Raw genomic sequence first — 20415 nt, forward strand, 5'->3', positions numbered from 1 at the left:
GAACACTTAAATTTTTACTCAATACGGCTTATTTTTTACGATAAGCCTCTTGGCATTCTGCATCACTACAGTAGCCATATAAATTTAACGAATGTCCAGTTAAAGCAAATTGATGTTTATCTGCAACTGAATGCTGCTCTTTCTCGATAATATCATTAGTAAATTCAACAACTTTGTTGCAATTCAAGCATACTAAATGATCGTGGTGATCTTCTTGCATGATTTCAAAAACTGAATGATTGTTTTCAAAATGGTGACGCTGAATAATACCCGCAGCTTCGAATTGTGTTAACACACGGTAAACCGTTGCTAAACCAACATCTTCACCTTGCTCAAGCAAAGTTTTATAAATATCTTCAGCACTCAAATGATGTTGTTTTGAATTTTCTAATAATTCCAAAATCTTAATACGAGGAAGGGTAACTTTAAGTCCAGCTTTGCGTAAGTCTTGATTAGAAATCGGCATAAAAAAAGGTCTCTCAACAAATCTTAAGTTGGAATAGGCAATAGAGTTTAGATGCAGTATGATCTATCCTTGAATCAAATGCATCATCATTTATCAGGATAGTGTAGCAAAATGCAAAAAATCATGCTGGCGTTGTTCGTCACTACAGTACTTAGCGGTTGTTCAGTCTTTGGTGTTTATAAAGTTGATATTCCACAAGGAACACCATTAACCAAAGCACAAGCTTCTCAAGTACAAGTGGGCATGAGCTTTCAGCAAGTCCGTTTCTTGCTTGGTAGTCCAACAGTGACCGATCCACTAAATCCACAACGTTGGGACTACATCTACAACTATATTCCAGGCACTTATGCGAAAAAAGCAAAAATACCTGCGGCACACGGTCAACATTTAAAAGTTTATTTTGATGCGAATGGTAACGTAGAACGCTTAGAAGGTTTAGATACGATTCCAGAATCACAACCTGGTTTACCGGCATCAAAAGAAGCTATTTTGACTGCGCCACCACTATAACGGCTTTCGAGCAAAAAGAAACCCCTCATCGAGTCAATCATGAGGGGTTTTACTTATCAGCTTTATGCCTTAAAGCGATTACCTTTCATAAATCGTCCAACTGGGTTCTTAGCCGCACGCTTACGACGGATGTCATTCGGGTTAATAGTGAGTGCTCGATAGATTTCAACACGGTCGCCTGCTTGCAGGACTGTATCTCCTTCGACCCTGCTACCAAATACACCTAACTGTAGAACCTCTGGTAGGACCGTCTGCGCTGCAATCCCACTGGCATCGATTGCCTGTTGGGCCGTCATTCCCTCACTAAAACTGACCGCAATATGGAATTGCTGTTCAGGGCTTGAGTAAGCGACCCAAACTTGTTTCGCCTGTTCCATTAGACCACTTGTCCAATCACAGCAACGATTGCCACAACAATTGAAAGTGGTAAAACGATGCGAATCGCAATACGCCAGATGTTATAAAACAATTCATTGCTAAAGCCCATTGCTTTACGCAAATGACTAATCTTCATAATCCAGCCAGCAAATACGGCATAAATCAAACAAATCACCAGTCCCCAAAGCATGAGTACGGTATTAAAGATTTGTTCCACTTGTGGTATAGCCCAAACGGCGATAGCAGCAAGCAAAATCACCCATTGAACCACGATCGCAAGCTGACGCTGTGCCAACTGTTCTTTTGCAAATTGAATCAAAAGTGCTGCTGACATAATGGCCGCAAATACCCATGCCAATGCAGGTAACTGTGCTTGGACAGAGAAAAAACCAAAGGCGATCACGGCAAGTAATTGCGCTACCCAAATGGGCAAGGCTGTCGTTGTAGCTGCTTCCTGCTTTTTCACTGCTGCTAAACTTGTCTGCCAATACAAACCAAGCCCTAGACCGCTTGCAACCAAAGCAAGAACCGTAGCATTGCCCCATTCTTTAAACTCGACTCCTGTCCAATGCCAAGCCGCGAGATGTGTTCCGATTATATTGGCAAGAATAAATGCGGCAATCACACCAATCGTTGTCAAAGCAATTAAAAATTGACGCGGAATGAAAGAAAGTCCAAGCGCAACAACGGCGAGGATTGCAAAAACAACCTGCTCTGATACAGCAAGCGTAAACGGCTGATTCACGACATGTGTCGTCGCAGTCATTACACTGCCTGCAAAAAAAGGAACAAATATAACAGCCAACCAGCCCACAAGACGCCATCTCGGTGAAGCATCTGCATCACGTGTTAAGGTTGAAAGTGCTTGTAATGCTGTGGTCTGCGAACGCTTTGCTAAAGCAATTTCAAGATAACCGATGGGTAATGCCAACAGAATCATGGTCCCTAACCAAAGCAGCCAGAAATCGAATTGACGATCAATCTGGATTCCAACAGTCGGTGCCAATGTCGTAATCATGACAAAAGATAGGCAAAACGCCATCACTGGTGCAAGCCAGCGTGACAGAGTTGTGTCCTGCATAATGCATTCCTTGAAAAATCTTTGAACTCATTGCACTTTATGGAGTTTGCAATGAAATATTCAATCTATTTTGCCTTTCTCAAGCCTGAAAATCAAAACAAAAGATTTCGAAAGAAAGAAGCAAATCACCCTCCGGTGATTTGCTGCGCACGAATTATTATATTATTAAGTAGATCCCTTATGTATCACTCATACCACACCTTATTATTATTTATCATAAGGGATCTTTTATTATTATCTTATTATTACGAGAAGAATCGAGAAAACCAGTTTTTCCCTTTTTTCTTTTCATTTTCTTTAATGATTCCAAGCATATTTTCTTTTACTGCTCCAACATAATCAGCATCATCATGCCGAATATGGTTAATCAACCATTTTGAGAGTGCTTCATGCAGCTCGCTATCAATTTCTTGACCTAGCTCAAAACGTTGACGATAGGTCTCTATCTTTTTGATAAATAAGTCATGTACACGTTTGTGAGGTACACGGTATTTATAGTTTGCTTCTTCTTGTAAGCTTTCTTCAAAGGTAAAGTGTGACTGAGTATAATCGATAATATTATCTAGAATACCTTTTAACTTTGATCGATCATCACTATCTTTTAATTCATAAATTTCATTAATATAATCTAGAATACGACGATGCTGATCATCGATCACCTCTATTCCTGTATTATATTCGACAGACCATTTCATACCCATATCGAACCCCAAACCATATTTGATTTATTGAATAAGAATATAATATCGGCAAATGAATTAAATAAAAACACAGCATTTTTGTCAGAATTTAAATATTTTCAAAGAAATAAATTAACCTATTGTTTTCTATTTATTTTAATATTTATACCAATCAAAACACTCAAGTATTTTTTAACCAATAAGAAAAATTATCTATCTAATTTTATTGATATAACTAGAAAAACAACACTCAGATTTCGTCAAAAAATCTACTAAATATATATTCTAGTTATATCTTATATATTAATACTGATCGGCTTTAGTTACTCGTTTTAATGCTGGATTTTCTGCTTCTCGAATTAAGCGTTCTACACGCGTAAGCACATGCTGAATCGGTTTACCGTGCTGGAATAAAATCATTTCCCCTGCTTGGTATGCCTTCCATGCTTCATTATGCGTTAAAGGCTCTGTAGTGATTACTGCAACGCGATCTTCTGGTGTGGTAACCTGACTAAAATCGACTTCAACATCAAGATCAATTAAATGCGCAGGTTGAAATGGATATTCACGCACTAACCAATGCAACTTAGTGGTCGCATAGCTAAATAATGCTTTGCCATTGGACAAACAGAAATTGAATGTACCGTGCTCTGCAATTTGTGGTGAGATGCGTTCTAATAGTGAAAATATCTCTTCTAAACTTGGTTCAACATAGCCAAATTCTTCAACAAATTGGTCCAATAAATAGCAAAATGCTAGTTCACTATCCGTATTACCGACAGGTTCAAATCGTCCACTCAGTGTAGGGTTAAACTCGTGCAAATCACCATTATGGGCAAAAATCCAATGTCTGCCCCAAAGTTCACGCAAGAAAGGATGTGAATTTTCAAGATTAATTTTACCTTGTGTCGCTTTACGGATATGTGCAATCACATTGCGAGACTTGATCGGATAATTACGAATTAGATCGGCAATTGGGGATTCAACCGCAGATTGATTGTCAACAAACAAACGGCAAGCTTTATCTTCAAAAAAAGCGATTCCAAAACCATCACAATGATCAGACGTCACCCCTGCTCGTTGGGAGAACCCACGAAAGGAAAAAGTGATATCTGTCGGGGTAGCGCAATTCATTCCTAATAGCTGGCACATATCTTTTAACTATCTAACATCTATGCCTATTGTGCATGAGGTGCAGATGCCTTGTAAATCTTAATATGTGCTCACTATTAGATTAAGAATGATAAGGCTCTAACGTTGCACCATTTTGTTCATCACAAAAGAAGTGGCGATTTTATTCACTTCAAGGAAAACAAAATAATCCAAGCATTTAAAATCCTCATCATAAAATGCCTGTTTCGATAGTTTCGACTGCATCCCTAAATAGGTCTGAAACAGTTTTGGCATGCGTTCATCTTGTGGAAAGCTATAGTCAGGGCGCTCTGGCTCAAAGCTACGTTTAGAACGGATATCAATGGTCTGATGATCACCCAATTGTTGAATCTGACGATGGGTATAATAAGCACGTGCCAAGTTATCATCCAAATGGATACTAACACAGCCCATTAAGTATTTAGCACGCATTGACCAAAGTACTTTAGGGGTCAAGTTCAACCATAGCATTGAGAGTGCTTTACCCGAACGGAATTTAGGGTGCACACAAGTGCGTCCAATTTCTAAGACACTGGGCAAATGCGATAAGTGTGGAACAATTTCAAATTCTTGAGCACTGTAACTTTGCCCGATTTCATAGCCTTGGAACAATTTAAGACGGGTATAAGCGACAATTTCGCCTGTCCATTTTTCACGTAATACCGCATGCTCACAACCAAAATCATAAAGGTCTTGATCTAGACCGTCTTCAAAGTTCATACCAAATTGATGACTAAATTGTGTTGCTCTAAAGCGTTGTACTTCTTGTAATTCTTTTAAATTATCCACCCATTCAAAACGGAATTGATTTTGAGCTGGCTTGTGGCGTAAAGGTAAAGTCAATGTCTGGCGATATTGATTTAGTTTTTCTAGCATAATGAAAGCTCCTTATGACTAGACCTACCTTAAATTGCTTAAATGACATTGCGATGACTAAAACATGAACAGGTCATGACAAAAAAGAGACCTGCTTGAGGTCTCTTTTAAAACAAATAAAATTAATGTTTCGCGCGATTGGTAATCAGTGTACCCACACCATGATCGGTAAAGATTTCCAGCAAGCTCGCATGTGGCACACGACCATCAACAATATGCGCACTGACCACACCGCCTTTAACCGCATCTAAGGCACAGCCAACTTTTGGAATCATACCGCCATAAATCACACCCGTTTCGATCAAACGATCAACTTCTTGCGTACTTAAGCCTGTGAGCAGGTTCTTATTTTCGTCTAACACACCAGTAATATTGGTCAATAAAATCAACTTCTCGGCACCCAAAGCTTCGGCAACTTTACCAGCCACGAGATCTGCATTGATATTATAGGTGTTGCCTTCTTCATCAACACCCAATGGTGCAATAACAGGAATGAAATCGCTTTGAGTAAACATTTCAAGTACATCGGTTTTCACACCCATGACTTCACCGACCATACCCAAATCAATTTGCGAAATAGAACCATCCGCTTCATGTTTTTCCATCAGCAGTTTACGTGCACGCAGTAAATTACCATCCTTACCAGTCAAACCAATCGCACGACCACCATGTTGGTTAATCAAGTTAACGATCGATTTATTGACACTACCACCGAGTACCATTTCAACCACTTCCATGGTCGCTTCATCGGTCACGCGCATGCCATCAATACGATCAGACTCTTGTCCTAAGCGTTTTAATAATGAATCGACTTGTGGACCACCACCATGCACAACGATTGGGTTCAAACCCACTGTTTTTAACAATACAATGTCACGGGCGAATGAACTTTCCAACTCAGGATCAGTCATCGCATTACCACCATATTTCACAACCAGCGTTTTTCCAGCAAAACGTTGGATATACGGCAAAGCTTCGATCAAAATTTTTGCTTTATCAATGCCGATATGCTCGTGTGGCATGCGTCTTCTCTCCTGTTTAGGCTTGCGCGAGTTCTTGTGCGATCTGTGGATATTGATCTTGCAACATAGAAACAAACTTCTGCCGAATTTCAATTAATCGGTTCTGATTATCAGCATCAAACCGGACGGTAAAATATTCACCAGTATTTGATGCTCGAATAATGCCAAATCCATCGTCAAAATCAAGTCTTACACCATCAATTTTACTTAAACGAGCCCCTAAATGATGGCTTAAAATTTCAATATCATTTAAAACCCGCTTAGGATCAGCATCATGTGTCCCAATATAGGTATCTTCTGTGCAAAACCGTTCTGGATACGCTGCCAATAACCCAGACAGGCTGGTTGCCTCAGATTGGATCAAATATTCCATCACGCGTAGCGCAGCATACAACCCATCGTCATAGCCAAAGCCACGCCCATCATTAAAGACATAGTGACCTGCATATTCACCACCAAACACTGCACTTCCTTTCGATTGAGACAAATAAGCTCGCAGGAAGCTACTGCCTGTGCGAATCATTTTAGCTTGTCCATCCAAACGCTGCACGGTATCAGCGACCATACGAGAACACTTCACATCAAATACAATTTCTTTATGTGGATGTTGCTGCAAACACATCTGAGCAAATAGTGAAAGTAAACGGTCAGGACTAATAATATGCGCGTGTTCATCCAACAAAACCACACGATCCCCATCACCATCCAGTGCAATACCGAGATCGGCCTTTTGGGCAACAATCGCAGCTTGTAGCTTCAATAAATGTCCTGCATGAGAAGGGTCTGGTGCATGATCAGGAAAATGTCCATTGGCTTCGCAGCGTAAAGCAATCACCTCACAACCCAGTTTTTCTAAAACCAGTTTGGCGCAACGCCCTGCCGAACCATGTAATCCATCTAGAACGACTTTTAATGGTCGTGTTAACTGAATGTCACTGATCAATGCATCCTGATATTGCAAACAATATTGGGGAACAATTTCATGTTCAGTATTTTTTAAATGCAGAATATGTTCAAGATTGGGTATAGAAACTTGTGCGAACTGCCCCACCTGTTGGATGGTTTCTGGTGTTGGGGGCTCACCTTTTAAAATCCATTTAATTCCATTATCAGATTTCGGATTATGGCTTGCTGTCACCATCACACCATTCCCCCCAAAATCACGGGCAATGTAATACATCATTGGGGATGAACAACAACCAATATTGGTCACCTGTAGACCCTGTTGTTCAAAAATATGTTGAAGGATATGAGCATAGGTTGGACTGGTTAAACGTGCGTCATAACCAATCACAACATGGGTTTGCTCAGCATTTTTATATTGTGATGCTAAAGCATAGGCGATAGAACAAATAATATTCGGTGTTAAATTACTCAACTTCCCGCGAATATCGTAGGCGCGGAAAATGTTCAGAGGAAATGTATGTTTTATATTCACTGTAAGCCCCTATTTTTATAATCTTTTGATCCATAAAAAAAGCAGAAACTATTAAGAAATTAACTAACCCTTATTCAGAAAAATTAAAATAATCAGTCAGCTGCTTTGTAATATATATCGAGGCAACAATCAATATGAAAAATGCAACGTTTTTCAGCAAAACATTGCATTTAAAGTGATAATTATAGAAAAACTTATTGTTTCCCAGTGTGGCCAAAACCGCCTGCACCACGTTCAGTCGCAACAAATTCGTCTACTTGTTCGAATTCTGCCTGTACCACTGGAACCAGTACATATTGTGCTAAACGCTCACCTGGCTCTAAACGGAAGGTGTTTTGTCCACGGTTCCAAACCGACACCATCAGCTCACCTTGATAATCTGAATCAATCAAACCTACCAAGTTGCCTAATACGATACCGTGTTTATGGCCTAGGCCTGAACGCGGTAAAATTAAACCAGCAAAGTTTGGATCTTCAATATAGATCGCCAAACCTGTTTTTACTAAAACCGTCTCACCTGCAGCAATATCGATCGCTTCATCTAAACATGCACGTAAATCCAAACCTGCTGAACCTGTCGTCGCATAAGAAGGCAACGCCCACTCTTGACCTAAACGTGCATCTAATACTTTAACTTGAACTTTCATTAAATTTCCTACTTACAATTTTTTAACGTTTCAACAATGCTTTTAAATTAGCGAGATACTGCTGAGCCTGTTCTTTTGGATCAACATTGGGTGCCAGTTTCTTTTTACGGCCATGCCATTCCAAATCATCTTGTGGCATCTCGTCCAGGAAGCGACTTGGGGTCATTTGACGCATTTGTCCACCATTCTTACGCTGCTCCGCGAGGGTCAGTGTTAAACCTTGACGCGCACGAGTAATGCCCACATACATCAAACGACGTTCTTCTTCGACAGTTTCAGATGCGATCGAGTTTTTATGCGGTAATAACTCTTCTTCCAAACCAATCATATACACATAAGGGAATTCCAAACCTTTCGCCGCATGCAGCGTCAACAAATTCACCTTATCCGTATCTTCTTCTTCTTGTTGCTGCTCAAGCATATCCAGCAGCACCAATTTACGAATCACGCTTTCAATATTCTTCTCATCGACATCATCAGTACGATTCAATAAATTTTGAATGCTGCTATAAAGGCTTTCGATACTGTCGAGCTTGGTTTTTTCCTGAGCAGGCGTCGCTGCCTGTTCACGGATATAATCGATATAACCGGCTTCGTTGATCATCTGACGAACCTTTGGCATTGGCTCATCATCATCGAGTAATTCACGTGTAAATGTCGCGATAAATTCAGCAAACTCATGTAATTGAGTTGATGCCTTCTTCGGCAAGACCATTGCCAAACGCTGATCTGAAGATGCTGTCAGCAAAGACAAGGTATTCTCTTGTGCGAATAAACCGAGTTTTTCTAAGGTCACAGGACCAATCGCACGTTTTGGCGTATTAATAATACGTAAGAATGCACTATCATCTTCAGGATTAATGATGAGACGTAAATAGCTCATCACATCCTTAATCTCCGCGCGTGCGAAGAAGGATTGACCACCCGATAATTTATAAGGAATCTGCATTTGACGCAGTTGCGTTTCAATCACACGCGCTTGGAAGTTTCCGCGATACAGCACCGCATAATCTTTCCAGTTTTTACCATTCATCAACTTATGCGTGATCAAATCTTTCACCACGCGTTCAGCTTCATCATCATCGTTTAAACAAGTGATGACACGAATGGTTTCACCGTGACCTTTATCACTCCACAATTTCTTATCAAAGATATGCGGGTTATTCTCAATCACGGCATTGGCTGCTTTTAAGATACGACTGGTCGAGCGATAATTTTGCTCTAGTTTAATGACTTTTAGATTATGGAAATCATCTTTCAACAAGGCCATATTTTCAGGCTTTGCGCCACGCCAAGCGTAAATGGACTGGTCATCGTCACCTACAGCGGTAAACTGCCCCATCACCCCCACGAGCAGCTTAACAAGCGTATATTGCGCAGTGTTGGTATCTTGATATTCATCCACCAATAAATAACGAACGCGGTTCTGCCATTTATCACGCACTTCGGCATTTTCCTGAAGTAAACGCGTTGGCATTACGATCAAATCATCAAAATCAACTGCGTTATAGGCACGTAAATTTCGCTCATAGAGCTGATAAAGATGAGCAAATTGGACGTCTTCAACCGTTTCACAGGTCGAATGTGCTTGTTCTGGTACGATCAGATCGTTTTTCCAGTCTGAAATTTTCTTCATTGCCTTGGCAAGCAGCTCTTTGCTCTCTGCCCCTGACAAATTATCGCGCTGCATCAAATCCATCAGGATTCGCTTACAGTCGTCTGCATCTAAAATCGAGAAGTTATTTTTAAGCGGCAGATGTTTTAATTCTAAACGTAATAAGTTTAAACCAAAGGTATGGAAGGTTGAAACTGAAAGACCTTTTGCTTCTTCACGTGAAAGCAGCTTTCCAACACGTTCTTTCATTTCACGTGCGGCCTTATTGGTAAAGGTCATTGCCGTAATACGATAGGCTGGAATACCACACTGCTGCACCAAAAAGGCAACTTTTCGGGTAATTACAGAGGTTTTACCAGAACCTGCACCTGCAAGTACCAGCAATGGCCCCTGAACATATTTCATGGCTTCAAGTTGCTTGTCATTGAGTTGACTGGCAGATGACATGGGACGTACCTCTCTCGTTTCCGAGCCTGTTTTTTCGAGCACAATTATAGACATCTCTGTTTTAGAATCCCAATAGTAAATCTAGGGATATGTATAAATTATGATGCCTTACACAAATACCACGCCATAGCTTGTCGTCTATATTTATATGCAATAAAAAAAACCACCCGAAGGTGGCTTTTTGAAATCAGTAAAAATTACTGTTTAGCATAAATGCTGATTTCTACACGGCGGTTTTGCTCTTTACCAGAAGCAGTCGTGTTTGAAGCGATTGGGTTCGCTGAACCTAAACCTTGCGCATCAATACGGCTACCCGCAATACCTTGACCAGCTAAGTAGTTTTTAACTGATTGAGCACGTGCTTGAGATAATGGGATATTGATTGAGTCATTACCCGTGTTATCTGTATAACCTGTTACAAGGATCGCACTCTTGTTATCTTCACCTAAAGTTTGCGCTACTTTATTCAAAGTACCGTAGAAGTTAGGTTTGATGTTTGATTTGTTTGTATCAAACGTAATGCTACCTGGCATGATCAATTGTACAGAACCATCTGGATTACGGCCTACTTCTACACCAGTACCCGCCATTTGTTCACGTAATTTTTTCTCTTTGTTGTCGAGGTATAAACCACCTGCACCACCGAGAATCGCACCAATTGCCGCAGCACGGTTGTTTTGCTTACTTGAGTTTGCGTTACCCTTAGATACACCATAACCCGCAGCTGCACCAATTAATGCACCTAAAGCAGATTTGTCATACTCAACGCCGCCAATGTTATTACCTGTTGTTTGGCAACCAGAAAGTACCAATCCAGCCCCTACGAGTGTTGAAATTACTAATGCACGCATCGCGTAGCTCCTGTCTATGTATTTTGTTGTCTGGACAAATAATGAATGAGAAAATTAAGCTAGACCATTGATATTTTGTTAATAATAAACACTTTATTTATATTTTTGTAATATTTTGATGCATTTTACTTGAACAGGGCCACACAATCCCTTCATTGTTGCCATTATTAACACAAAAAACAATTTTAGAGACATGAGTCACAAAAATAAATACGACGAGTTTTGGTTATTCAACAGAGAAACATTGGCAACTTTAATTGAAAAAACAACTTAAACCACCTAAATATATAAAATTTATCACATCAGTCAAATATACAGTTGTATTTCAACCTCTGTTGTTTATAGTTGAACCATCTCTTTTCCAAATATCTGCACTCAAGGTTTGATTTATGTCTACCGCAAATAAAAAAGCATCCTTATTGCAAAAGACCAGTAAAGGATTAGCCGTTAGCTCAGTAATTACAGGCAGTACTTTTTTTCATGGCCCTCCTGTTCTGGCTTTAGGTCTTACGAAATTATTCAAAAAATCAGCGAAAATAGATGAAACTAATATTCAACTCGCCAACAGTTGGATTAAGGTCAATAACCAACTGATTGAACATATACTACCCAACTTAAAATGGGACATTAGTATTGATGAAAAACTCGATCTCAATTTACAAGGTCGATATCTCATGATGTGTAATCATCAAAGTTGGGTGGATACCACGGTGAATCAATATTTTGGTTTAACCCGTATGCCGCTCACCCGATTTTTTACCAAATGGGAACTTATTTTTATTCCTTTCGTTGGACAAGCATTCAAAATTTTGGGCTTCCCGATGATGAAGCGCCATACCAAAGAACAAATTGCAAAGAATCCAGAGCTAAAATCACGTGATATGCTGGAAGCGCGTAAAGCATGTGAACAGTTACTCAGCCAACCTTTTACTTTATTGAATTATTTAGAAGGCACACGTTTTACTCCGGAAAAGCATGCACAACAGCAATCGCCCTATCAAAACCTACTCAAACCGAAAGCAGGTGGTTTAGCTTTGTCACTGAATATTCTTGGCAATCAAATTGATGCATTTGTGGATATGACCATTGTTTATCCTGATGGAGCACCAGGTTATGGTGAATTTTGGTTGGGAGATGTCTCACGTATTGCCGTCGATTTACGTAAAATAGATATTCCAGATTGGGCACGTAGTGGTAATTATGAAGATGATCCCGTTTATCGTGAACGTTTCCAAAAATGGGTGGATCAGATCTGGACTGAAAAAGATCTGTTAATTACCCAAATGAAATCCAAGTATCATTAATAATCTCATCAGGGATTGAGCACAAACATGACCCAGCAGGACTCAGGAAAAAACTCTAAATATAGCTATGTCAATCCGAGCAGCAAGTTCTTCAAGCTGTTCCTTGTCTATGACATTTTCATGGTGTTTATTATTGTTTTTAATTTGTTCTGCTTAGGCATGAACTTTTTCTTGATGAGTAATATTGGTGCATGGTTTTTTAATACCATTCACCTCGCAAATGTACTTGATTTCTATCGTAGTTATTTACATCCCTGGGTGATTACCACCGAAGCTTGGTTTATCATTTTTTTGATTGCTGAATTGTCGATTCGCTGGTTTCTCTCTATTGTACAAAAGCATCATGCGCGCTGGTGGTTCTTTCCTTTTATTCATTGGTACGAAATCATTGCGATTATTCCGCATTTCCGTTTTTTACGTTTATTTCGCGCGGGAATTATCGCCTACCGACTGCATGAACTGGGCTATAAAGTGGTCCCGGATGGAATTCGGGTCAAAACCCTTTTCTACTATCGTGTGGTGATGGAAGAGCTATCTGATCGTGTTGTCATTACGGTCATTGATGGGATCCGGCATGAGCTGCAAACCAGTTCCAGTCATAAAAAAATTATCCATGACCTTGTTGACCACCATCGACAATTGTTTACTGTGACGCTGTCATCCATGTTGCAAGAATCTTTGGCAACTGCTTTACAGCAACAACAACCGCTGATTACTCAAAAAGTAGGTGTCATTGTCAATCAAGCGATTGAAGATACGCCTGAACTGACGCAATTATTGCGTTTGATTCCAATTGTGGGTAGCCGAATCGAGCAGCAAATCCAAAGTATTGGACAACGCTTAGGCGAAAATATTAGTGCAGGTTTAATTGAACCATTTACGTCGGGCTCAGCTCAAAGACCAAATGAAAATTATCAGTTCATTGCAGAGAAAGTCAGTGAGCTGAATATCGATAATCAGTATTTAGAGGAATTGGTTGAATCAGTGGTATTTGAAAGCCTTGAAGCGATAAGAAAACAAGTAAAAGTAAAGCAATGGCAGCAGATTTTACAAGAATCTGATCAATTGGATAAAAAAGCAGAATGATTACAAGAAAAATTACCAATCAAGCTAGAGAATTCGTGTAATTTGTTCTAGCATTTGCTTTTATTTACAACTGCTTTAACACAATAGAGCGCTTAAAAAGCCCTGAAGGATAAATTATGGCTGATATACGGATTACGGGCAGAATGGTGAATTTTAGTCGACTGACTTTCGACACAAATGACCATAATGCAATCCGACAGCAACTTACCAGCACGTTGAACGAAGGTTCTTATCTCGGAACGTTGGTCATTCTAGACAGTACCGTTGAGCAAGAGCTGATCGCATTAATTCAGCTCTTAATCGATTTAGGTTTACAGCCCATGGCCGTTATTGATGGCATTTTGGGTGATGAGGCTCGTGCCATCCAATTCCCTGTTCTTCCTACAGATCAACCGTTACAACGGATTAAAGCATCAAAAGAACAAGTGGTTGAGCATGCTCCTGCTAAATCAGCCGATCACTCAGCAATACAAACACCACAAAAAAATACATCGAATGCATATATCACCTCTTATCATGATGAGATTTTGCGTACAGGCCAATGTTTGGTACAAGATCAAGGCGATATTATCCTAAATGCTGGCATGAATAGTGGATCAGAAGTGATTGCATCTGGAAATATTCACATTTACGGCAATGCTCGTGGTAGAGTCATTGCAGGTGCAGGTGGACAAGCTGCAGCACGTATTTTCTGCCATTCGCTCGAAGCAGAATTAATCTCTATTGCAGGGACGTATTGTGTAGCAGATGATATTCCTAAAGATATGATCAAAAAGCCTGTACATATTTATTTAAATAACAAGCAAGAACTTGAATTTGAAGCCTTGCAGTTTTAATTTAACAAATGAAGTTTTAAAAGCACCAATAAGCCCTTTTAGGGGCGTATGACCATAAATAGGAGTGGATTCGGTGGCCAAAATTGTTGTCGTAACGTCAGGCAAAGGTGGTGTAGGTAAAACTACAACAAGTGCATCTTTTGCAACAGGTTTAGCCCTACGTGGTCATAAAACTGTTGTGATTGATTTCGATGTGGGTTTACGTAATCTTGATTTGATCATGGGCTGCGAACGCCGCGTAGTGTATGACTTTGTCAATGTCATTAATAATGAAGCACGCCTACAACAAGCACTTATTCGTGATAAAGAGATTGAGAACTTATACATTCTCCCTGCATCACAAACACGTGATAAAGATGCATTGAGCGATGAAGGTGTTGCACGTGTGATTGATGAACTTTCTCAAGAGTTCGATTACATCATCTGTGACTCCCCTGCGGGTATCGAGCGTGGTGCGATTTTAGCAATGTATCATGCAGATGAAGCGATCATTGTAACAAACCCTGAAATCTCATCAGTACGTGACTCGGACCGTATTATTGGTATGCTTGACAGCAAGACCAAAAAAGTGGAACAAAACGAAGGCCGTATTCGTAAGCACCTATGTATTACACGTTTTAACCCAGAGCGTGCGGATAAACAAGAAATGCTGACGATCGATGATATTTCGAAAGATATTTTACGTGTGCCAACTTTGGGTGTCATCCCTGAGTGCCCGAGCGTACTTCAAGCATCAAACGAAGGTAAACCAGTGATTCTCTATACAGAAGAAAAAGCTGGACAAGCCTATGATGACTTAGTGGCTCGCTTCCTTGGCGAAGACCGTCCTTATCGACACATTGCAGTACAGCCAAAAGGTTGGTTAGCTAGACTATTTGGAGCGTAATTATGGCAGGATTCTGGAGTAAACTTTTTAGCAGTGATGAAAAACCATCAAGTGCACAAACTGCCAAAGATCGTTTAAAGGTAATTGTTGCCTCTGAACAAGGTTTAGGTCGTCGCCTAGGCCAAGACAAAATCGACCAGATGAAAAAAGAAATCATGCAGGTTGTGAGTCGTTATGTTCGTGGTGTGGATGAACAGCATATTCAAATGCAAGTTCGTTCAGAAGCAAATATCGAAATGTTAGAAATGAATATCAATTTACCTGAAGATCGATAGAAGTTTTTTCATTAGCGATTTTTCGCAAATAAAGGCAGAATACGTGGGTGGATTTGGAAAGTAGGACTTTCCCCACTACAAGTATTTTGCCTTTATTATTTTATAAGACTGAGGAGATTGTCATGGCATTATCACAGCCAGCAACTTTCAATGAAGAATGGTCAGATGAGCGTGTGTTTGCCTATCTTAACCAACTTCCTCCAACTGGCGTAAATGCTGACTTTCATGTGCTCTACCATGCATTCAAACATATGCGTCCGAATGATTATGAACGCTTGATTACCCAGTTTTTGGCTGATGGTCGTGATCTCAATGCAACCAATCCTGAAGGACAGCGCATTCATGATGTGATTGCACAGTTCCCACGCCAAAAAGATGGTTTCTTGGAAGTTTTGGCAAAGTTTGCTTAAATACTAAAAAATAAAACCATATCGCAGCAATAAAAAAGCCTCTATCACTAGAGGCTTTTTTATTAGGCTTTTCAGATTAAACTAGAATATCGCGCTTACCATTTGCGCCCATCGAGCTCACGATTCCGTTCTCTTCCATTTGGTCGATAATTCGTGCTGCACGGTTATAGCCCAAGCTAAATTTACGCTGTAACGATGAGGTTGATGCTTTACGTGTTTCTAATACGAAGGATACACATTGGTCATAAAGTGCATCACGACTTGGATCACCATCACCATCTTCAAAACCACGTGATGTCGGTTCTTCATCAAATGGAGTCAGAATTTCATCCACATAGTCTGGTTCACCACGTTCACGCCAAGCATCACAAATGCGGTTGACTTCATCATCACTAATGAAGGCCCCGTGTACACGCTCAGGCTCAATTTTACCAGGGCCAAGAAACAGCATATCACCATGACCGAGCAAGTCTTCTGCCCCGCCCGCATCCAGAATGGTACGTGAGTCAATCTTACTGTTCACACGTAATGCGACACGGGTTGGGATATTGGCTTTGATCAAACCTGTAATCACATCTACCGATGGACGCTGAGTTGCAAGTAAAAGGTGAATACCTGCGGCACGAGATTTCTGTGCCAGACGAGTAATCATTTCTTCAGCTTTTTTACCCACTTGCATGATCATGTCAGCAAATTCATCTGCAACAATTACAATCGACGGTAAAGGCGCTAAACGTGGTGCCCGCTCACCTACAACTGAATCGCTGGCTTTCCATGTCGGATCAATCAGATCCTCTCCATTAGCAATTGCTTCTTCAACTTTACGGTTATAGTCGCTCAATTTACGAATTTTTAGGAATGACATGAGTTTATAACGACGTTCCATTTCATTGACACACCAATTGAGCGCACTGACCGCATCTTTCATATCAGTTACAACAGGTGTTAACAAATGTGGAATATCATTATAGTTGGCTAATTCAAGCTGCTTTGGATCGATCAGAATCAAACGTAACTGGTCGGGTGTGTATTTCAATAACATCGAAAGAATCATCGAGTTGACTGCAACTGATTTACCTGAACCTGTCGTTCCCGCAACCAACATATGCGGTGCTTTGCCGAGGTCAGTAATTACTGGATTGCCTGAAATATCTTTACCCATCGCCATAGAGAGCAAACCCGCAGGGTCTTCAAAAGCAGGCGTTTTCAATAACTCAATCAAACGTACCATTTCACGAGCACTGTTTGGTACTTCAATCCCGATATACGGTTTACCCGGAATAACTTCAACCACACGGACAGAAGCCATCGACATAGAACGTGCTAAATCGCGGGAAATATTGGTGACTTTAGACGCTTTCACACCAGGCGCAAGATCCAGTTCAAAACGCGTAACAACAGGACCCGGCTGAGCTTCTACCACCTGTGCTTTTACGTTAAATTCTTGCAACTTGATCTCAAGCAATTCAGAAAGTCGTGACAATTGCTCGGCTGTAAAGTTCACTTTCTTATTTGGATCAACTTCATCCAATAGCTCTAAACCTGGCAAAGTTGGTAAATCACGGCGTTTTTGTGCGACTTGCATTGAACGTGACATTGGACGGCCAAATGCATCTGTCAATGGTGCATCCAAATCAAAGTCATCTTCAATTTCTAAATCAGACTCAGGCTCGGCTTTACCCGCGGTTTCTTGCCAAGCTTCAATGAAAGCTTCTTTAGATAAAGTCTCTTTGGCTACTGAATTCACTTCAATCGGTGCCTTCACGAAAGCAGATGATTGCGCATAGCTGGTGCTTCGAGGACTGCTATTTTCAGGTTCATCATCCACCAGAAGATCATTAAAATCGTCTCGTTCTTCTCGAATACGATTGTGGGTTTCATCTTGAGCTGACGTTTGAATTGGAGAAGAATATGATTGCTGTGTTATTTCTGTCGATCGTGCAGACTCGGTAATTAAAGCTTCGATATCTGCTTCAAACTCAGCTTCAGGTACATGATGATTTGCAGTTGCGACAGGCTCTTGTGTAAATGGGGTGTGCAAATCTGTCGCAGTCTTACTATTCGGTACAGCAGCCAACAATTCATCAAAGATTTGATCATCATTCCAATCTAAGTTGCTGGTATTTGCGTGTTGTGCTGACAAATCTGTACGTGCCGAAGGCGCGTAATTCGTAGCAGCATTGGCCGAATCATCAGCAGCTCTTAATAATGCATCAATCTCCTGCTTATGGCTGGCATCATCATGTTGTAATGCACGCCATACTTCACCCGTTTGCACCAGACGTTGACTTTCTGTTTCAAACTGATGAGCGCGCTGTAAGGTCTGTTCAAAATCTTCGACCTGTTCTACAACTTGAGCTTGAGAACTGTGCTGTTGCTCTTTGGCTACAACATCGGCAAATAATTTTTCAGCCATCAATTGATGATGTGAATCATCAATTTTAATCAGTTTTGCCTGAACTTGAGCTGTCTTATCTTGAACAGGACTTTGTTCTGGATCTAGCTGAACCTGTTCTTTATTTTTAATAACTGGTGTTTCAGCTGTTACCAATTGCTCAGTGAGATCATAAGCAGACTCGTGCTGCGGCACATTTTTATAAAATAAATCTTGTAAATATGCAGGCGTATTTTTCAGAGTGATCCAAGTCTTATTCCACTGGATCCCAAAGGCTAAGGTGAGCAATAGAATGCTGAATGCCAGCAAGAACAGGGTCGCACCGTAAATCGTTAATAATCGAGATAAACTCTGCCCCAACTCATAACCAATAATGCCGCCTGCTGCATTGTCCAATGTATCCGCTGGTGTATTCCAATGCAGATACAATAAACTGGAAATTGAAAGAATTAAGAAGAACTGGGCAGCATAACGAAATGGACGGTTTAAAAAGCTTCTTGGCCACCAGACCTGAATGGCCTCGATAAACAGGAACAGCGGAATAAGCAAGCTTGCCCAGCCCAAAAATCCAAACAGTAAATCTGCGATCCAAGCACCTGCTACACCACTTGCGTTTGAGACCTGTTGGGTATCACTGGAAATATGCATCCAACCCGGATCAAACGGTGTATAAGTCACAGTGGCAAGAAATAAATAAATGCCAAAAGAAATCAAAAATAATGTCATTAAAAAGCGTTGTGCATAAACACTTGACACCGCAGTCATATACAGTCCTGTAACCCAATTCGTTATTTGTTAGTATCTTTTAAGGTCTAAATTACCTTAATCAATAAGTTTTATATTATGCACTCGTTCTTACAAAAAAGATGCACGATTGTTTACTGTTGTTGTTAACATCCTGCTCGGATATAGCTCAATTCGATTGAGTTAATCAGTATTATCCCGATGGATTTAGCCCACTCCCCTTCGGATTCACGTATAATTTTAGCAGTTTTAATATAAAAAGGATGTTCTTTAATGAGCGCTCGTCACTCACGGTTAATTATTTTGGGTTCTGGCCCTGCAGGTTACAGTGCAGCAGTGTATGCAGCACGTGCGAACCTCAAGCCAACACTGATTGCGGGTTTACAATTAGGTGGTCAATTAACAACGACCACTGAAGTTGATAACTGGCCAGGTGACCCAGAAGGATTAACTGGTCCTGTACTCATGGAGCGTATGCAAGCTCATGCAGAACGTTTTGGTACAGAGATTGTCTACGATCATATTAATGAAGTAGATCTTCAAACCCGTCCATTCGTATTGAAAGGCGATATGGAAGAGTACACATGTGATGCGTTGATTATTGCAACAGGTGCAACTGCACAATACCTAGGTCTAGAATCTGAAGCTGCCTTTATGGGGCAAGGTGTGAGCGCATGTGCAACATGTGATGGTTTCTTCTACAAAAACCAAAATGTCATGGTTGTTGGTGGTGGTAACACTGCGGTTGAAGAAGCGCTGTATTTATCGAATATCGCAGCGCACGTAACACTGGTTCACCGTCGTGACAGCTTACGTTCTGAAAAGATCTTGCAAGACCATCTTTTTGCCAAAGAAAAAGAAGGCAAAATCAGCATTATCTGGAACCATCAAGTAGATGAGGTTTTGGGTGACAAGACTGGTGTAACCGCTGTTCGTATTCAATCAACTCAAGATGCAAGCACGCAAGATGTTCAAGTTCAAGGCTTGTTTGTTGCAATCGGACATAAGCCAAATACAGGTATGTTTGATGGCCAGCTTAACTTACGTGATGGCTATATCCAAGTACATAGCGGTACTGCGGGCAATGCAACAGCTGCATCGATTGAAGGTGTATTTGCTGCGGGTGACGTTGCAGATAGCATCTATCGTCAAGCGATTACTTCTGCGGGTTCAGGCTGTATGGCAGCGTTGGATGCAGAGAAATATCTCGATAATTTAAACTAATCAGGCCAAAATTCAAGAACCACCAGACTTTGGTGGTTTTTTTATGCCTGCGTCCCTACAATCAAAAAAATGATGACTTTTTAAATCTACAT

Annotated in this window: 20 protein-coding genes; 8 read left to right on the plus strand and 12 right to left on the minus strand. The window is 40.6% G+C overall.

The window, feature by feature from the left end; translation table 11 throughout:
• Positions 1-28: 28 nt before the first annotated feature.
• On the minus strand, positions 29-466 hold the full coding sequence (gene fur / locus F909_RS09595) for a ferric iron uptake transcriptional regulator (protein ID WP_005150955.1): 438 nt from the start codon (positions 464-466) through the stop codon (positions 29-31).
• A 111-nt stretch (positions 467-577) separates the two neighbouring features.
• Here fur and F909_RS09590 point away from each other — a divergent pair, with 111 nt between their 5' ends.
• Positions 578-976, plus strand: coding sequence for an outer membrane protein assembly factor BamE (locus tag F909_RS09590; RefSeq protein WP_004805189.1), 399 nt, complete (start codon positions 578-580; stop codon positions 974-976).
• Positions 977-1038: 62 nt separating this feature from the next.
• On the opposite strand, the gene F909_RS09585 is transcribed toward F909_RS09590, so the two are convergent.
• From F909_RS09585 to F909_RS09540, 10 genes are all read right to left on the minus strand, one after another.
• Entirely contained in the window at positions 1039-1353 is a 315-nt protein-coding gene (locus F909_RS09585) for an RnfH family protein (protein WP_005150958.1), read from the minus strand.
• Positions 1353-2435, minus strand: a complete 1083-nt coding sequence (locus F909_RS09580; RefSeq protein ID WP_005150959.1) for an SLC5/6 family protein — start codon at positions 2433-2435, stop codon at positions 1353-1355. Before F909_RS09580 ends, F909_RS09585 begins: the two co-directional genes overlap by 1 nt.
• A gap of 245 nt (positions 2436-2680) precedes the next feature.
• Complete coding sequence (locus F909_RS09575; RefSeq protein WP_005150962.1) at positions 2681-3136, minus strand: bacteriohemerythrin; 456 nt, start codon at positions 3134-3136, stop codon at positions 2681-2683.
• A 282-nt stretch (positions 3137-3418) separates the two neighbouring features.
• Entirely contained in the window at positions 3419-4267 is an 849-nt protein-coding gene (locus F909_RS09570; protein WP_032877901.1) for a class II glutamine amidotransferase, read from the minus strand.
• 99 nt (positions 4268-4366) lie between these two features.
• A complete protein-coding gene (locus F909_RS09565) occupies positions 4367-5143 on the minus strand; it encodes a GNAT family N-acetyltransferase (protein WP_005150965.1) in 777 nt (258 codons plus the stop codon).
• Between the two features lie 122 nt (positions 5144-5265).
• Complete coding sequence (gene argB, locus F909_RS09560) at positions 5266-6165, minus strand: acetylglutamate kinase (RefSeq protein ID WP_005150967.1); 900 nt, start codon at positions 6163-6165, stop codon at positions 5266-5268.
• A gap of 16 nt (positions 6166-6181) precedes the next feature.
• On the minus strand, positions 6182-7603 hold the full coding sequence (locus F909_RS09555) for a phosphomannomutase/phosphoglucomutase (protein ID WP_005150969.1): 1422 nt from the start codon (positions 7601-7603) through the stop codon (positions 6182-6184).
• Positions 7604-7797: 194 nt separating this feature from the next.
• The gene (gene dut / locus F909_RS09550) at positions 7798-8250 is read right to left on the minus strand and encodes a dUTP diphosphatase (RefSeq protein WP_005150972.1); all 453 of its coding nucleotides are present in this window, start codon (positions 8248-8250) and stop codon (positions 7798-7800) included.
• A 22-nt stretch (positions 8251-8272) separates the two neighbouring features.
• Positions 8273-10312, minus strand: coding sequence for a UvrD-helicase domain-containing protein (locus F909_RS09545; RefSeq protein WP_005150974.1), 2040 nt, complete (start codon positions 10310-10312; stop codon positions 8273-8275).
• A 197-nt stretch (positions 10313-10509) separates the two neighbouring features.
• Positions 10510-11163 (minus strand): YiaD family glycine zipper/OmpA-like lipoprotein, encoded by a 654-nt coding sequence (locus F909_RS09540; RefSeq protein ID WP_005150975.1) that lies wholly within the window; start codon positions 11161-11163, stop codon positions 10510-10512.
• A gap of 389 nt (positions 11164-11552) precedes the next feature.
• On the opposite strand from F909_RS09540, the gene F909_RS09535 reads away from it, so the two are divergent.
• The 6 genes from F909_RS09535 to F909_RS09510 all read left to right on the plus strand — a co-directional run bounded on the left by F909_RS09535 (position 11553) and on the right by F909_RS09510 (position 15960).
• On the plus strand, positions 11553-12467 hold the full coding sequence (locus F909_RS09535) for an acyltransferase (protein ID WP_005150976.1): 915 nt from the start codon (positions 11553-11555) through the stop codon (positions 12465-12467).
• Positions 12468-12494: 27 nt separating this feature from the next.
• Positions 12495-13553, plus strand: coding sequence for a hypothetical protein (locus F909_RS09530; RefSeq protein WP_005150977.1), 1059 nt, complete (start codon positions 12495-12497; stop codon positions 13551-13553).
• Positions 13554-13669: 116 nt separating this feature from the next.
• Positions 13670-14389, plus strand: a complete 720-nt coding sequence (minC, locus tag F909_RS09525) for a septum site-determining protein MinC (RefSeq protein WP_005150978.1) — start codon at positions 13670-13672, stop codon at positions 14387-14389.
• Positions 14390-14462: 73 nt separating this feature from the next.
• Positions 14463-15275: a septum site-determining protein MinD gene (gene minD, locus F909_RS09520; protein WP_004805162.1), complete on the plus strand. Its 813-nt coding sequence runs from the start codon at positions 14463-14465 to the stop codon at positions 15273-15275.
• A 2-nt stretch (positions 15276-15277) separates the two neighbouring features.
• On the plus strand, positions 15278-15550 hold the full coding sequence (gene minE, locus F909_RS09515; protein ID WP_004655180.1) for a cell division topological specificity factor MinE: 273 nt from the start codon (positions 15278-15280) through the stop codon (positions 15548-15550).
• Between the two features lie 122 nt (positions 15551-15672).
• Positions 15673-15960, plus strand: a complete 288-nt coding sequence (locus tag F909_RS09510; RefSeq protein ID WP_005150979.1) for a PA4642 family protein — start codon at positions 15673-15675, stop codon at positions 15958-15960.
• A 76-nt stretch (positions 15961-16036) separates the two neighbouring features.
• On the opposite strand, the gene F909_RS09505 is transcribed toward F909_RS09510, so the two are convergent.
• Positions 16037-19120, minus strand: a complete 3084-nt coding sequence (locus tag F909_RS09505; RefSeq protein WP_005150980.1) for a DNA translocase FtsK — start codon at positions 19118-19120, stop codon at positions 16037-16039.
• A gap of 252 nt (positions 19121-19372) precedes the next feature.
• On the opposite strand from F909_RS09505, the gene trxB reads away from it, so the two are divergent.
• A complete protein-coding gene (gene trxB / locus F909_RS09500) occupies positions 19373-20323 on the plus strand; it encodes a thioredoxin-disulfide reductase (protein ID WP_005150981.1) in 951 nt (316 codons plus the stop codon).
• Positions 20324-20415: the final 92 nt, after the last annotated feature.

Source organism: Acinetobacter sp. ANC 3929 (assembly GCF_000369405.1).
Taxonomy (GTDB): domain Bacteria; phylum Pseudomonadota; class Gammaproteobacteria; order Pseudomonadales; family Moraxellaceae; genus Acinetobacter.

What these genes read in the sequence shown, in the direction of transcription:
- F909_RS09540 (WP_005150975.1), bottom strand. Translation starts at nt 11,163, where the DNA reads ATGCGTGCATTAGTAATTTCAACACTCGTAGGGGCTGGATTGGTACTT.
- minE (WP_004655180.1), top strand. Translation starts at nt 15,278, where the DNA reads ATGGCAGGATTCTGGAGTAAACTTTTTAGCAGTGATGAAAAACCATCA.
- F909_RS09510 (WP_005150979.1), top strand. Translation starts at nt 15,673, where the DNA reads ATGGCATTATCACAGCCAGCAACTTTCAATGAAGAATGGTCAGATGAG.
- F909_RS09585 (WP_005150958.1), bottom strand. Translation starts at nt 1,353, where the DNA reads ATGGAACAGGCGAAACAAGTTTGGGTCGCTTACTCAAGCCCTGAACAG.
- F909_RS09570 (WP_032877901.1), bottom strand. Translation starts at nt 4,267, where the DNA reads ATGTGCCAGCTATTAGGAATGAATTGCGCTACCCCGACAGATATCACT.
- argB (WP_005150967.1), bottom strand. Translation starts at nt 6,165, where the DNA reads ATGCCACACGAGCATATCGGCATTGATAAAGCAAAAATTTTGATCGAA.
- F909_RS09545 (WP_005150974.1), bottom strand. Translation starts at nt 10,312, where the DNA reads ATGTCATCTGCCAGTCAACTCAATGACAAGCAACTTGAAGCCATGAAA.
- F909_RS09505 (WP_005150980.1), bottom strand. Translation starts at nt 19,120, where the DNA reads ATGACTGCGGTGTCAAGTGTTTATGCACAACGCTTTTTAATGACATTA.
- minC (WP_005150978.1), top strand. Translation starts at nt 13,670, where the DNA reads ATGGCTGATATACGGATTACGGGCAGAATGGTGAATTTTAGTCGACTG.
- F909_RS09590 (WP_004805189.1), top strand. Translation starts at nt 578, where the DNA reads ATGCAAAAAATCATGCTGGCGTTGTTCGTCACTACAGTACTTAGCGGT.
- dut (WP_005150972.1), bottom strand. Translation starts at nt 8,250, where the DNA reads ATGAAAGTTCAAGTTAAAGTATTAGATGCACGTTTAGGTCAAGAGTGG.
- F909_RS09575 (WP_005150962.1), bottom strand. Translation starts at nt 3,136, where the DNA reads ATGGGTATGAAATGGTCTGTCGAATATAATACAGGAATAGAGGTGATC.
- F909_RS09530 (WP_005150977.1), top strand. Translation starts at nt 12,495, where the DNA reads ATGACCCAGCAGGACTCAGGAAAAAACTCTAAATATAGCTATGTCAAT.
- F909_RS09565 (WP_005150965.1), bottom strand. Translation starts at nt 5,143, where the DNA reads ATGCTAGAAAAACTAAATCAATATCGCCAGACATTGACTTTACCTTTA.
- fur (WP_005150955.1), bottom strand. Translation starts at nt 466, where the DNA reads ATGCCGATTTCTAATCAAGACTTACGCAAAGCTGGACTTAAAGTTACC.
- F909_RS09580 (WP_005150959.1), bottom strand. Translation starts at nt 2,435, where the DNA reads ATGCAGGACACAACTCTGTCACGCTGGCTTGCACCAGTGATGGCGTTT.
- trxB (WP_005150981.1), top strand. Translation starts at nt 19,373, where the DNA reads ATGAGCGCTCGTCACTCACGGTTAATTATTTTGGGTTCTGGCCCTGCA.
- F909_RS09535 (WP_005150976.1), top strand. Translation starts at nt 11,553, where the DNA reads ATGTCTACCGCAAATAAAAAAGCATCCTTATTGCAAAAGACCAGTAAA.